Origin of the sequence: Stenotrophomonas sp. B1-1 (assembly GCF_010894375.1) — a bacterium.
Classification (GTDB): Bacteria; Pseudomonadota; Gammaproteobacteria; order Xanthomonadales; family Xanthomonadaceae; genus Stenotrophomonas.
Map to the genome: position 1 here is coordinate 72,844 of NZ_JAAIUZ010000009.1, position 14,192 is coordinate 87,035.

The following is a 14,192-nucleotide window of genomic DNA, read 5'->3' on the forward strand; positions in this document are numbered from 1 at the left end:
TGAATAGCCGCCGGGAGTAGGGATTCCTACCATTCTCTCCGTCGCCCACCCCCACCCAGGCGGGCGGCGCTCCCCTCCCTTATCTCCGTTCGGGAGGGGAGCTTTCCCTATTTCATTGTCCGAGAGAGACACCCATGCACATCTTCAAGAAGGCCGCGCTGGCTGCAGCGCTGGTCACCGCTTCGCTGTCCGCGAATGCCGCCGAAACCCACATCACCATCCTGGCCGACGTCGACCCGACCCTGGCCCTGCTGCAGGCCGACGGCAGCCCGCTGCCGGATGCGATCAAGATGGTCCACAAGCCGGGAACGGGTCTTGATGCCTGGAAGCGGCAGGTGCGCATCTATTCCAACGACATCGACAAGGACATCGAAGTCCGTCTGATCAACGAGCCGGTGCTGATCGGCAATGCCGCCGGCACGCCGTCGGTGCCGCTGAAGGTCAGCCTGAACAACCGTGAGCTGGGCCTGGCCGCCACCGACTACCTGGCTGCTGATCTGTTCGATGGCGCGCTGCCGGGTGCCTCGGTGGCCATGCCGCTGGAGATCGCCCAGAAGACCCCAGGCGCAATCACCGTGGCTGACAGCTTCCAGGGCATGGTCAGCATCGCCATGAAGCAGAAGACCGCCAGCCCGTAAGTTCCGCCCCGCGCCGGCCCGCTTGCTGGGCCGGCCGCTTCTGGTTGCCCCCCCATGAATGCTACCGCCCCCGCCGTTACCCGGCTGGCGCTCGCGCTTGCCTTGTCGCTGGCTGCGCCGATGGTCGCCGCGCGCGGCGTTCCTGCCGGCTTCGAGGATCTGGTCGAAGGCCAGACCGAGCAGCTGGACGTGCGCCTGTTCGGCCGTTCGACCGGGTTGATGCCCGTGCGCGTCACCCTCGACCACGTGCAGCTGGAAGCGCCCGCCGAAGCGCTGCAGGCGCTGCAGCTGCCCGCCGAAGCACAGGCGGCGCTGCTGCCGGCACTGTCGCAGCCGCTGCCGCGCAACAGCCACCTGGCCTGCCGCTACGGCGGTGCCGCCGCCGGTTGCGGCTATCTCGATCCCCCGGAGGACCCCACCGCCGTGCGCGCACTGTATGACGAGGGCGAGGGCGCGGTGCGCCTGTTTGTCGCCCGCCAATGGATTCCCGGCGAACCCGCCGCGCAGCGCCACCACCAGGTCAGCGCCAACGCCGAGAACGCCTTCCTGCACCAGCAGACGGTGAACCTGAGCGGCGGCCGCGATTACCAGGCGCTGGCCGCACAGGGTACCGGCGTGCTGGGCCTGTTCGAGCGCGGCCACGTCTCGGCCAACTGGACCTTCAGCCACCAGCGCTACCGCAACCAGCGCACCCGGCAGGATTTCCAGCTGGACAACGCTTACTACCGGCATGACATCGGCCCGGAGCACTACCTGCAGGCCGGGCGCATGGACCGCCGCAACCTGTCCAGCCCGCAGGGCGGCACCTTCAGTTTCAGCATGCTGCCGCTGGACCGCTTCCAGGGCCTGCGCATCGGCACCACCCAGGCCTACGTGGACAGCGAGGCGGCGGTGCAGGCCACGCCGCTGACCGTGCTGCTGGCACGCGATGCACGCGTCGATGCCTTCGATGGCCAGCGCCTGCTGCAGACCTACTACCTGCAGGCCGGCATCAACCAGATCGATACGCGCCGGTTCCCGTTCGGCAACTACACCGTCACCCTGCGCATCTACGAAGACGGCGTGCTGGTGCGCAGCGAAGACGCGCCCTTCGACAAGGGCGGCGACTGGGCCGACAGCAGCGTGCAGTGGTTCCTGCAGGGCGGCCGCCGCAGCGAGCGCCGCAGCGACCAGTTCGACGGCGAGATGTCGGCAATGGGCGGCGTGCGCGTGCCGCTGGGGCGCAGCGCCACCGTCATCGCCGGCGTGGCCGACCTGGGCGGCTTCAGCTATGGCGAACTGCGCGTGGACCTGCGCCGGTTGTTTGCCACGCAGGAAATCCGCGCCAGCTTCAGCGGCATGCACGGCAGCGACGGCAGCGGTGGGCAGCAGTATCAGCTGTCCTACCGCCGCCGTGCGTCGTGGAATCTGTACCAGCAGCGCATGCGCGGCAAGGCATGCGAATTCCGCGACGATGCACGCGACCAGTTGGGTTGCGTCGATTCGCTCAGCGCCTCGGTGGCGCTGCCGGTGGCCGGGGGCAATGCCTACCTGGCCTATACCCGGCGCCAGACCTGGCGGCAGGGCGTGGGCGTGCCCGGCGATATCGACGATCCGCTGCATGGCCTGGACCCGCTGCTGCCGCCGTGGGCGCCGCAGCCCAGCCGCGAACCGCAGCTCAGCCGCACCTGGCAGGCCAGCTACAACCGCAGCGAACGCTGGGGCGATTTCAGCGCGTCCACCCGCGTGGGCGTGTGGCAGCAGCACAACGACGGCAGCCTGCGCAGCAGCCGCGATCGCGGCGTGTTCCTCACCCTTGCCCTGACCCGCCTGCAGCAGGGCGAGCGCGGCAACGCGCAGCGCCGCTACGGGCTGGATCTGCGCCAACCGCAGCACCAACGCCCGGATCTGACCTACAGCGTGGCGCAGAGCCTGCGCCAGGACCACGACGACCAGTTCCGCGAACTGTCCGCCGAACTGCGCGGCAACAACAGCGATCGCTACAGCGCCACGCTGAGCGCACAGGTGCAGAACCGTATCGGCCACACCGGCGCGACGGTGTCGCGCTACCAGCAGCGCGGCCGCGACGAGATGGCCTACAGCGCCACCCATAGTTCCGGCGTCGCACTGGGCTCGCGCGGGCTGTACTGGGGCGGTGGCCTGGGCGCCGATGCGGGCCTGGCCGTACAAGTCGATGGCACCGACGACCTGGAGCTGACCGGCGTGGCCGCCGAGCTGCAGGTGGGAGGCCTGCGCCGCCAGCGCCTGCAGCTGGGCGAGCGCCGCCTGCTGCCACTGCCGGCCTACCAATCGCACCGCGCCGAAGTGCAGGACGCCAGCGCGCTGGACAGCATCGCCTCCATCCGCGTGAGCGGCGTGGGCGGCGCGCGCCCGCTGTTCCTGCCGCCCGGCAAGCTGATGCGCATGCCGGTGCCGATTGAAGTGACCTACACCTTCATCGGCAACGCGCAGGACCTGGCCGGCACGCCGCTGCGCGGCGCCCGCATCCTCAACGCACCGGTGCCGGGCACCGGCAGCAATGGCGGCTTCGTGGCCGACTTCCCGCGCCGCGAAACCGTGCTCTACCTGCTGCAGGATGATCGCCTGCTGCAATGCCCGCTGCAGATACGCGAGCGCCGCCAGGTGGTGCTGCTGGTGGGGGCCGTGCAGTGCGAACCGCTGAACGTGGCGCAGTTGCCCGCAGAGATCCGCCAGCAGGCGCGGGTGACGCGGCTGCTGCAGGAAAAGGCCTTGATGGCCAGCAGCCAGCAGGCGGCAGCAGGAGGTGTGCGATGAGCCGGCGGCTGTGGTGGTGGCTGGTGCTGTTCTGTGCGCTGGTGGTGATGGCGCCGCGTGCGATGGCGCAACGGCCGCCGGAGACGCACCCGACTGATGAGCATCGCGACATCGTGATGACGTGGGATCGGTCTGCGATGCCGGGGGACATTGTGTTGATGCCGCCGCGAACGCTGCTGGCGTATGACCACGTGGATCTGGGAAAGCGCTACGGCGAACTGCACCTGACGTGTGTTTCGGATAGCAGCGCGGAGAGGGGTAGGTGCCCGGTTGAGGGGATCGAGGATCCTGATACTGGTCTCAGAAGTATCGCTCTGACTTTCGTTGAGCAACGCAGCCAAATGCATACAGAGTTGAGCATCCGAGGGGGGGTGGAACGGGCGCTCAGCAGTCGCGCCTGCTTGGGTGACTACTGGCAACTCGGGATCATGGCGCCTTGGTCGACCTACTTCAATGTCTGCCCTGGGGCAGAACCCGCGGGAATTGGCGCTCAGCTTGCTATTGAGATGCCGGAACTTGGGAAGCTCGTCGCAGGCATCTGGACCGCAACGCTCGAACTCCGCGCGAACACCCCCGACGCCCGCAACCTCGCCACGTACACCTACCGTTTCACGCTCACCATCACCGACTACGACGCGGTCTCCATCTACCTGCCCGAGTTCCAGGAAGCCGCCCCCACCGTAGGCCTCAATCTGAGCTACGACCCCATTGCCCGAACGGTCGGTGGCCGCGCGCACCTGGACATGTGCCTGTATGACGGCCTCGGTTCGCAGAGCGAGTACCTCGGCGTCACCGTGCGCGACAGCGGCACGCGCCGTCCCGGCCCCACCGGCTATTCGGTCTGGCACACCGATGGCGGTAGCGACGACGGCCAGCGTGTGGATTACACCGTCACCCTCGACCACAACGGCGCGCGCATTCCCATGCGCAATGGCGTGGAAGAGCAGCTGCGCAACATCGATACCGCGCGCCTGCGCCTGGTGATGTTGCCGGGCATGACCCAGCCGGTGTTCTGCGTGCCCACGCCGCTCACCCTCGATACCCCGCGCGTCCCTATCGACGAGAAGCGCTCTGGTGCCTACCAGGGCGATCTGAAGGTCGAACTGCGCCTGCCCACTTCCCGCCCTTGATGTTGATGGAGTTCGCCATGAATCCTGCTTTGCCCTGCCTGTTCGCCTGCGCGTTGCTGCTTGCAGCGGTGCCCGCCCACGCCAACCTGACCGTACATCCCATGCGCACCTCGGTCGAGGCCGGCAAGGGCGCGCAGATCCGCGTGTACTCGCAATCCACTACCGCGCAGTACGTGCAGGCGTCGATCCTTCGCATCGACGATCCAGCCAGTGGGGACGAGCAGGAAGTCGAGATCGAGCCGGCCGACGCGGCGATCACGATCACACCCGGCAAGTTCGCCTTGGCGGGTGGCGCCAATCGGCTGATCCGGGTCATTCCATTGCAGCCGGTGGAGAAGGAGACCGCCTACCGCGTGTACTTCGAAGCTGTGCGCGGCCCCGACGATGCCGAGCCGGACGATCCGGCCACCCGCGCCGCGGTGGGCATGAGCCTGGTCTGGGGCGCGCTGGTAAACGTGGTTCCGGCCAATGGACGCGTGGACGTGCGCATACAGGGCGACAGCCTGGTCAATGCCGGAACGCTGCGGGTGGGCCTGACCAGCGTGGCCGACTGCGATGCAACCGGTGCCTGCACCGCCCATGACGTCTCACGCAGCCTGTACCCCGGCGCATCCCTGCAATTGCCCTTTACCCCGAAGCCTGGCCATCGCCTGCAGCTGCGCTATCGGTTGACCCGCGATGGCTATCGCGAACACGTGCAGGCCCTCGCGCTCTGAAGCGCTCGACCCGTCGCGGCGGCACGCAGCGACGGGCTTCTTTTCCCTTGGTTGTTAAGGAGTGAACATGAACCGGATCTATCGTCGTCTATGGTCGAAGGCTCTGCAGTGCTGGGTCGTGGCCAGTGAGTTGGCGCGTTGCGAAGGAAAGTCCAGCAAGCACAAACTAGCTTTTTCTTCGGTTCTAGTGGCCGCCGGTTTGATCGCCGGTGGTACTGCCAGCGCAAATGACACTGTCTTTCTTGGCTGCGGTAGCAACGAGTCTGGATTCACAAGGTGTGCCCCGTTCCTTGGCCATGACACGGTGAGCCATGCCGACGCGTCCTTGCGAAGTGGTTTCTTCTTTGTCATGGGTGCTGGCGCCTATGTGGACGGGAGCTACGCGACGGTTTTTGGGAACAAGGCGCGCGGTCTGGGAGACAATACGTCCGTATTTGGGTACGGAGCCGAAGCACTACAGGGCTACTCGACGGTAGTGGGAGCCCATGCCCAAGGGAATGGAATTGGTACCACGGTCATGGGAAACAATGCCAAGGCGTACTCCCAGAATTCGATTGCCGTGGGTAGCGGGGCGCGCACCGTCGAAAGCTCCGCGGGCGTTGCGCGGATAGCTATCGGCGGAAATGCCTTTGCAGGTACAGCAGGATACTCGGGTGCAGTGGCCCTGGGTGGAAATGCACGCGCTGAATACAACGGTGTAGCCGTAGGTCATCACGCCAAAGCATTGGCGGTCGGAAGTGTGGCACTGGGGCTGAATTCGGAGGCGACCGAATCCAACTCGGTATCGGTGGGCAGCAGCAGTACGAAGCGCCGGGTCGTCAACGTGGCAGACGCCCGACTGTCCTCTACCAGTACCGACGCGGTAACTGGCAAGCAGCTCCACGCCACCAACCAGAACGTCACCGCCGCGACCAACACGGCCAATGCCGCCAAGACCGCTGCCGACCAGGCATTGGTCAACACGCGACTGGTTACGCAGACCTCGGCCAGCAGTGCAGTGCGCGTGGGTGGTGACAACACGGGCATCCAGCTGGACATCCGCAACAAGTCCAACGCTAACCGCAAGCTGACCGGGGTGGCCGATGCAACGCTCAGCGCCACCAGCACCGAAGCGGTAACCGGCAAGCAGCTGCATGCCACCAACACCGCAGTCACCACCGCGCAGACCACCGCCACGGCGGCAAAGACCGCAGCGGACAGCGCGCTGGGCCAGGTGACCACCGTGGCCGGTCTTGTCGGGCAGGTCTCGGCCAGCGGCAATGTGCGTTTGGGTGCCCAGAACACCGGCACCGTGCTGGATGTATCCAACAAGAATGGCGCCGCTCGTCGTATCAGCAACGTGGCCAACGCCGCGCTCAGTACATCCAGCACCGATGCCGTGACCGGCCAGCAGCTGCATGCCACCAACACGACGGTGACCACCGCACAGACCACCGCAACCACCGCGAAGACGACCGCAGACAATGCCCTCGGTCAGGTGACCACCGTGGCCGGTCTGGTCGGGCAGGTCTCTACCAGCGGCAATGTGCGTTTGGGTGCCCAGAACACCGGCACCGTGCTGGACGTATCCAACAAGAATGGTGCTGCCCGCCGCATCAGCAATGTGGCCAACGCCACGCTCAGTGCCTCCAGCACCGATGCTGTGACGGGGCAGCAGCTGCATGCCACCAACACGGCGGTGACCACCGCGCAGTCCACCGCAACCGCCGCGAAGACGACCGCAGACAATGCCCTCGGCCAGGTGACCACCGTGGCCGGTCTGGTCGGGCAGGTGTCTGCTAGCGGCAATGTGCGCCTGGGTGCGCAGAACACCGGCACCGTGCTGGATGTAGCCAACAAGAATGGTGCTGGCCGCCGCATCAGCAACGTGGCCAATGCCACGCTCAGTGCCTCCAGCACCGAGGCCGTGACCGGTCAGCAGCTGCATGCCACCAACTCGGCGGTGACCACCGCGCAGTCCACGGCAACCGCCGCGAAGACGGCGGCCGACAGCGCCATCAGCCAGGTAGGTACCGTGGCCGGTCTGATCGGGCAGGTGTCGGCCAGCGGCCAGGTTCGCCTGGGTGCCGAGAACACCGGCACCGTACTGGACGTGTCCAACAAGAACGGCGCGCGCCGCCGCATCCAGAACATCGCTAACGGCATCCTGGGCGCATCGAGCACCGATGCGGTGACCGGTCAGCAGCTGTTTGCCACCAACGAGCGCGTAGGCTCGGCAGAGGCGCGGAACGAGGCCCAGGATCTGCAGTTGGTGGATCACGCTGATCGTCTGGCTGACCATCGTGTGGATCTGGACCGCCTGCGCGCCGACTTCGATGGCTTCGAACCGGATCTGGAAGGCGTGGTGAAGTTCAATGCTGACCGGACCCTGGTTGACCTTGAAGGTGCCGTGGTGAAGGGTGTCGGTCCGGGGGATATCAGCTCGGCTGCCAGTACGGATGCGGTGAATGGTGGGCAGTTGTTTGCCACCAATGCCCGGATTGAGCAGATGGAGCAGGGCAGTCGCTTCCTGCAGGTTGGCTACGACGAGTTTAGCGAGGATGCGTCTGCCGGGTGGTTGGGTGTCGCCATCGGTGATTCCGCAGAATCGTCACCGACTGGTCAAGGTGGCACCGCTGTGGGCAGCTTCTCGAAAGCGCTCGGCGTTAACTCGGTTGCATTGGGGCGGGCTTCGTGGGTAGTAGAAGAGGCAACCGAGGGTTTCGCGCTAGGTTCTAGCTCGCACGTTCAGGCTAGTGGGGGCGTTGCCTTGGGAGCTCGTGCAGTTGTCGGCGCTGACGCAGAAGGTGCTGTAGCCCTTGGGTATGGGGCAATCGCTGACGAGACGAATACGGTTTCTGTCGGGACAAAGGGGCGGCAACGCCGGATCGTAAATGTGGGTCGAGGCCACGCTGAGAATGACGTAGTTACAGTTGCACAACTCAGGGAATCTCTGGCAACCCTTGGAGGTGGTGCCGGCCTCGATGCCAGTGGCAACATCATCGCGCCCACCTACGCGATTCAGGGGAGCAACCACAACACCGTCGGCGATGCGCTGACCGCGCTGGATGGTGCGGTGGTTGTGACCGATGCACGGGTCGGCTCGCTGGAAGGCAAGCTGCGCTCGGCGTTCCAGGACACCGGGATCCGCGCTGATGGTTTGAACCAACTCACGCTGTCCGGCGCACAGGGGGCGGTGCTGACCAATCTGGCTGATGGTCGAATCGCAGCGGGCAGTCGCGATGCAGTGACGGGTAGCCAGTTGCACGATGCCAAGCAGGAGATCGCCCGCAATCGCAGCGATCTGGATGCGCTGCGCGATTCTCAGGTGACGGGTAACGATCTTACGCGCTCGTCTGCGGCTGAGACGGGGAGCGTTATTGACTTCGGTGGCGCGACAGTGACCGGCGTGGCGGATGGAGAGCTTTCCGCTCGGAGCAAGGACGTCGTTAATGGTGGACAACTGTTTGCGATTAGTGAGCGACTTGACGGTGTAGAGGGAAGTGCGCGGTTCCTCGCGATAGGCGGAGGTGGTGAGGACGCAGCGGCTAGAGCTGGTCTTGTTGGTGTCGCCATTGGTGATTCTGCTGAGGCATCGCCGGACAGTGAAGGGGGGGGGGCGGTCGGCAGCTACGCTCGATCGCTTGCAAAGAACAGTGTTGCACTCGGTCGCGCTGCTTTCGTCGATCGGAATGCGGGTAACGCTTTTGCTTTGGGTACGGGCTCTTCAGTTCTTCAGGAGAATGGAATCGCATTGGGAACAGAAAGCCGTGTGGCGATTGGGGCAGTTAATAGCGTGGCCATTGGCTATGGATCAGTTGCGACGGAATCACACACGGTCTCGTTCGGGAGTGACGGTGCAAAGCGCCGTCTAACCAACGTAGCCAACGGCCGCAATGCCCAGGACGCCACCACCGTCGCCCAGCTCAACGCCACCCTGGCCACCCTCGGTGGCGGCGCTCACATAGACAGCAACGGCAACATCATCGGCCCACACTTCACCGTGCAAGGCCAGCAGCAGTCCACCCTCAACGATGCACTGCAGTCGCTCGATGGCGCTGTCACCACCCAGGGCTCGCGCGTGGACAAGGTGGAAACCCAGCTCCGCTCCGTCTTCCAGGACACCACCACCCGCAGCGACGGCCTGAACCAGCTCACCCTGGCCGGTGCGCAGGGCATGGTCATTTCCAACGTGGCCAACGGTCTGGTGGCTGCCGGTAGCCGTGACGCGGTCAATGGCGGGCAGCTGCACGACGTGCAGCAGCAGCTCAATGGGCGCATGGATGGCCTGGAACAGCGCATCGACGGGCAGCCGCAGGCGCGCGTTGCCAGCACGCCGGAAGCCCCGCAGCCTCAAAGCGAAACGCCGACCGTGGCCGACACCGGCAAGGCCCCCAACGCCACGCCGGAAACCCCGAAGGAACCGACCCCGCAGGTCGACACCGCCGATCTGGAAAAGATGCTGGCCCGTGCCAACGAGTACAGCGATGGCATCTCGCGCGAGGTGGATCGTCGCCTGGACAAGATGGACAAGCGCTTCAACCGCATGGCGGCGATGAGCAGCGCGCAGAGTGCGATGGCGATGAACACCGCTGGCCTGAACACCTACAACCGCCTGGGCGCAGGCGTGGGCTACAGCGATGGCGAATCGGCCATGGCGGTGGGCTACCAGCGTGTCCTCAACGAAAAAGGCTCGGCCACCTTCAGCCTCAATGGCGCCTTCACCAACAGCGGTGAACGCACCATGGGCGTGGGCCTGGGCATTGGCTGGTGAACCATGAGCACTGACAAGCAGAACCCCGAACCGGGGCGGCGTTCCAGCATGCTGGAAAGGGAAATGCGCAGCTATCGCTACGTGAGCCGCTTCATGAGCTACCGGCGCTATTACACGCTGCGCGCGAAGTTCCACTATTACCGGCGTTACCTCAATTCGGTCACGCTCGTGGTGGTCTTCATGGGCGTGTGCCTGGCCACGACGGTCTGGGTGGGCTGGCGCGCGATGAACCCCACGGTGCCGCGCGTCCACCCGCAGGCGGCGCAGGTGCGCATGGAGATGCTGTCCTACGAGGCGCATCGACGGATGGGGGCCGTGCGCCATGCCGATGGCCGCGGGCTGACGCCGTTCACTACCCATGCGCGCATCGTGGCCGGTGCGCAGCGGGCCATGCAGGTGCGGCAGGCCCTGCAGGTGCCGGTGTCGCTGCAACTGCAGTCGGACATGCTGGCTGACATTGCCGATTACATCGGCATGGCCGGTGTGTGCGCGCCGTACCCCTGCGAGAAGGTGAGCGAGTACATCCAGACCCTGCACGAGGCGAGCGAACGCAGCATGCAGGTGCACCAGGCACTGCAGCCGATACTGGAGGTGCCGGAGGACGTGGTGCCGGAACTGGAGGGGGAGCGCAGTCGCCTGGCCCACGGCTGGGCGGACGACTTCGGCGATGTGCACGCACACCTGTGGATACTGCATGACCTGCGGCGCATGCACGCCAACATGATGTACCAGTCCAGCTATCGGGAGCCCTGGCCGCTGATGGGGCGGGTGATGTATCGCGACCAGCTGCCGTACAGCCAGTGGTAGGTGGGCGAGGGTGGCGCCGGTCGCGGCCGGCGCTGCCTCATGTGCCGAAGTAGCTGCTGGCTTCGTCTTCGGCCAGCAGCTGCCGCACCTGCGCCGCCGAAGCGCGCCGCATCGGCTTTTCATCCACCGGTGACAGCGGCGCCTGGCGCAGGGCGTCGTAGGGCAGTACGGCCAGGTCGAAGGTCAGTTCCTCGGCGCTGAAAACCCAGACCGGAACGTCCAGGCTGCGCTCGCGGTCCAGCCGCAGGCGGCGCGTGCGCGATTCGGCGGGAATGCGGTGCTCGTCCAGGAAGCGGTGCACGGCCTCGGCATCATCGCTGTGCAGGTGCAGCTGCACGGGGCTGTTGGCATCGGCGGTGCCGTCCAGCACGGGGCCGACCAGGCGCGGGGCAAAGCCGTGCAGGAACTCCAGCGCGTTGACCGCAGCCTCGCGGCGGCGCTGCAGCTGGCTGCTGTGCTGGGGGCCAGCGAACAGCCGCTGGTGCTCGCGCAGGGCGTCTTCGATCTCGGAATTGCGGGGCAGGGAAGCATCGTCGTGGATGCCGAGCCGGCTGGCGGCCTTCAACTTGGCCTGATGGTAGTCGCGGATACCGCCTTCGGCCATCAGGCGGGCGGCTTCGTGGGCGAGGCGATGGCGTCGCTCGCGGGTCTGGCTGGCAGCATGCTGGCGTGCGCGATGCATGCGATGACTCCTGTTGCGACCTGGGTACAGAGTAGCGCAGGGATGTGACATGCGCGTGCTCGGTGGGCACTTGCTTTGGTAGGTGCCGACCTTGGTCGGCACGAAGGGCCAACCAACGGGCTGCGTGGGGCCAACCAAGGTTGGCCCGCTACCTTGCTCTGGTAGGTGCCGACCTTGGTCGGCACGCAGGGCCAACCAAGGTTGGCCCCCACCCATCCGTCCCTTAGAAGATATCGAACGCGGCGGCGTCGGCCTGCGGGGTGCTCTGCAGGTCCAGGTCGTAGTCGGTCAGGCGGTCCATGTCTTCCACCTTCACCCACTCGGTGGCGCCGTTCAACGTGGTCTGCACCATGCCCGCCGGCGGCTCGTTCTGGGCGATCGGGGTGTCCTTCAGCGCAACGCGCATGTAGTCGATCCAGATCGGCAGGGCGGCCTTGCCGCCGTACTCGCGGTAGCCCAGCGAACGGAAGTCGTCGCGGCCCACCCAGACGGTGGTGGCGTAGGGACCGCCGAAGCCGGAGAACCACGCGTCGCGGTGGTCGTTGGTGGAACCGGTCTTGCCACCCACGTCCTCACGGCCCAGCACCTTGGCGGCGGTACCGGTGCCGCGCTGCACGACGTCGCGCATCATCGACACCAGCTGGTAGGCGGTGCGGGCATCGATCGCGCGCGGGGCGGTGCGGGCATCCGGGTTGGCCGGCGCGGCCGGGGTCTCGGTGGCCGGCTTGGCGGCAGCGGTCGGGTCCACCTTCGGGGCCGGGGCGCCGAAGTTGAAGCCGTCCACCACCTGGTTCACTGGCTGGTCGCTGCTGCCGGCGCACTCACGGCAGGCCAGCGCCGGGTTTTCCTTGAACACCAGGTTGCCGTCGCGGTCGTTCACCTGGTCAATCAACCAGGTGTCCACGCGCGAGCCGCCGTTGGCGAACACGGCATAGCCGCGGGCCACCGACAGCGGGGTCAGCGAGGCGGTACCCAGCGACATCGACAGGTTCGGCGGCAGCTCCGATTCGGCGAAGCCAAACTCGCTGATGTACTTGCGTGCGTAGTCCACGCCCATGCCGTCCAGCAGGCGCACCGACACCAGGTTGCGCGACTGCACCAACGCTTCACGCAGGCGCATCGGGCCGCGGAAACCGCCACCATCGTTTTGCGGTGCCCAGGTCTTGCCGCGGCGGTCGCGGAACACCACCGGGGCGTCCAGCACGATCGAGGCCGGGTTGTAGCCCTTGTCGAAGGCGGCTGCGTAGACGAACGGCTTGAAGCTGGAACCGGGCTGGCGGCGGGCCTGGGTGGCACGGTTGAACTTGTTGCCCGAGAAGCTGAAGCCACCCACCAGCGCCTTCAGCGCGCCACTGTGGGCGTCCAGCGAGACCAGCGCGGACTGGCCGCGCGGAATCTGGTCCAGCAGCCACTCGCCTTCCTTGGCACCGGCGCGCACGCGCACGATGTCACCGCGCTGCACCAGCTTGCCGGGGGTCTTGTTGGTCCACTTGGCGGCACCGGCCGGCAGCACGATCTCGCTGCGGTTGGCCAGCACCACCGTGGCGCTGCCATCGGCGCCGGTGCTGGCCACGATGGCCGGCAGCAGGCCGGCCTGGCCGTACATGCCGCGCAGGTGCTCGGCCAGGGCCGCGGCATCGTCGCCGGCGCCCAGCGTCACCTGCTTTTCCACGCCGTGCCAGCCGTGGCGGTGGTCGTACAGCAGCAGGCCGTCACGCACGGCCAGGTTGGCCGCGGTCTGCAGGGTGGCATCGATGGTGGTGGTGACGTGGTACCCCTTGTTGACCACATCGCCGCCGAAGCGGGCGATCATTTCCTGGCGCACCAGCTCGGCCACGTAAGGCGCCTCCACCTGCACCGGCGGTTCATGCGCGGTGGCGTGCATCGGCACGGCCTTGGCCGCGTCGGCCTCGGCCTGGGTGACGAACTTCAGGTCGGCCATGCGCTGCAGCACGTAGTTGTCGCGGCGCTGGCGGGCACGTTCCGGGTTGGAGATCGGGTTGCCCGAGGAGGGGAACTTGGGGATGCCGGCCAGCGAGGCCATTTCATCCAGGTCCAGCTCGTTCAGCTTCTTGCCGTAGTAGAACTCGGCCGCGGCGGCCACGCCGTAGGCGCGGTTGCCGAAGAAGCTCTTGTTCAGGTACAGCTCGAAGATCTCGTCCTTGCTCAGCTCCGACTCGATCTTGCGGGCCAGCAGGATCTCGGCCAGCTTGCGGGTGTAGCTGTATTCGGAACTGAGGAAGAACTGGCGGGCCACCTGCTGGGTGATGGTGGAACCACCGGGCACGCGCTTGTCGTTGGTGGTGGCCAGCAGCCACACCGCACGGCCGATGCCCTTGTAGTCCACGCCCCCGTGTTCATAGAAGCGGGCGTCTTCGGTGGCCAGGAAGGCCTTCTTCAGCTTGTCCGGCACGTCCTTCATGGTGATGGGGGTGCGCCGGGTCTCGCCGAACACCGCCATCAGCTTGCCGTCGGCAGCGTAGACGTACATGGGCTCCTGCATTTCCACATCGCGCAGGGTCTGCACGTCGGGAAGCTTGGAGGACACGGCGTAGTACAGGCCGCCCACGGCGGCCGCTCCGACCAGCGCCAGGACCAGTACAACAAGGAAGATCCAGCGCAGCCAGCGGCGGAGTCGAGTCATCGGGTTCAGATTCCGATTGCGAATTTCGTGGTCGCAGAGTATAGATT

At 66.2% G+C, this 14,192-nt stretch carries 8 protein-coding genes; 6 read left to right on the plus strand and 2 right to left on the minus strand.

The window, feature by feature from the left end; all coding sequences use genetic code 11:
* Positions 1 to 134: 134 nt before the first annotated feature.
* The 6 genes from G4G00_RS07625 to G4G00_RS07650 all read left to right on the plus strand — a co-directional run bounded on the left by G4G00_RS07625 (position 135) and on the right by G4G00_RS07650 (position 10,819).
* A complete protein-coding gene (locus G4G00_RS07625) occupies positions 135 to 638 on the plus strand; it encodes a CS1 type fimbrial major subunit (protein WP_108754028.1) in 504 nt (167 codons plus the stop codon).
* 54 nt (positions 639 to 692) lie between these two features.
* Positions 693 to 3,413, plus strand: a complete 2,721-nt coding sequence (locus G4G00_RS07630; RefSeq protein WP_108754027.1) for a TcfC E-set like domain-containing protein — start codon at positions 693 to 695, stop codon at positions 3,411 to 3,413.
* Positions 3,410 to 4,543 (plus strand): CfaE/CblD family pilus tip adhesin, encoded by a 1,134-nt coding sequence (locus G4G00_RS07635; protein ID WP_164272316.1) that lies wholly within the window; start codon positions 3,410 to 3,412, stop codon positions 4,541 to 4,543. Before G4G00_RS07630 ends, G4G00_RS07635 begins: the two co-directional genes overlap by 4 nt.
* A 17-nt stretch (positions 4,544 to 4,560) precedes the next feature.
* Entirely contained in the window at positions 4,561 to 5,259 is a 699-nt protein-coding gene (locus tag G4G00_RS07640; RefSeq protein ID WP_164272319.1) for a pilus assembly protein, read from the plus strand.
* A 67-nt stretch (positions 5,260 to 5,326) separates the two neighbouring features.
* Positions 5,327 to 10,012, plus strand: coding sequence for an ESPR-type extended signal peptide-containing protein (locus G4G00_RS07645; RefSeq protein ID WP_164272323.1), 4,686 nt, complete (start codon positions 5,327 to 5,329; stop codon positions 10,010 to 10,012).
* 3 nt (positions 10,013 to 10,015) lie between these two features.
* Complete coding sequence (locus G4G00_RS07650) at positions 10,016 to 10,819, plus strand: hypothetical protein (protein WP_164272325.1); 804 nt, start codon at positions 10,016 to 10,018, stop codon at positions 10,817 to 10,819.
* 37 nt (positions 10,820 to 10,856) lie between these two features.
* Here G4G00_RS07650 and G4G00_RS07655 read toward each other — a convergent pair whose 3' ends face one another.
* Together G4G00_RS07655 and G4G00_RS07660 are read right to left on the minus strand one after the other, a co-directional pair.
* Positions 10,857 to 11,501, minus strand: a complete 645-nt coding sequence (locus G4G00_RS07655; RefSeq protein WP_164272328.1) for a hypothetical protein — start codon at positions 11,499 to 11,501, stop codon at positions 10,857 to 10,859.
* Positions 11,502 to 11,724: 223 nt separating this feature from the next.
* Positions 11,725 to 14,145, minus strand: coding sequence for a penicillin-binding protein 1A (locus tag G4G00_RS07660; protein ID WP_108754022.1), 2,421 nt, complete (start codon positions 14,143 to 14,145; stop codon positions 11,725 to 11,727).
* Between the last annotated feature and the right edge of the window lie 47 nt (positions 14,146 to 14,192).

Bases quoted from the DNA above. Each gene is read 5' to 3' on its own strand.
- G4G00_RS07625 (WP_108754028.1), top strand. From the start codon at position 135: ATGCACATCTTCAAGAAGGCCGCGCTGGCTGCAGCGCTGGTCACCGCT.
- G4G00_RS07630 (WP_108754027.1), top strand. From the start codon at position 693: ATGAATGCTACCGCCCCCGCCGTTACCCGGCTGGCGCTCGCGCTTGCC.
- G4G00_RS07635 (WP_164272316.1), top strand. From the start codon at position 3,410: ATGAGCCGGCGGCTGTGGTGGTGGCTGGTGCTGTTCTGTGCGCTGGTG.
- G4G00_RS07640 (WP_164272319.1), top strand. From the start codon at position 4,561: ATGAATCCTGCTTTGCCCTGCCTGTTCGCCTGCGCGTTGCTGCTTGCA.
- G4G00_RS07645 (WP_164272323.1), top strand. From the start codon at position 5,327: ATGAACCGGATCTATCGTCGTCTATGGTCGAAGGCTCTGCAGTGCTGG.
- G4G00_RS07650 (WP_164272325.1), top strand. From the start codon at position 10,016: ATGAGCACTGACAAGCAGAACCCCGAACCGGGGCGGCGTTCCAGCATG.
- G4G00_RS07655 (WP_164272328.1), bottom strand. From the start codon at position 11,501: ATGCATCGCGCACGCCAGCATGCTGCCAGCCAGACCCGCGAGCGACGC.
- G4G00_RS07660 (WP_108754022.1), bottom strand. From the start codon at position 14,145: ATGACTCGACTCCGCCGCTGGCTGCGCTGGATCTTCCTTGTTGTACTG.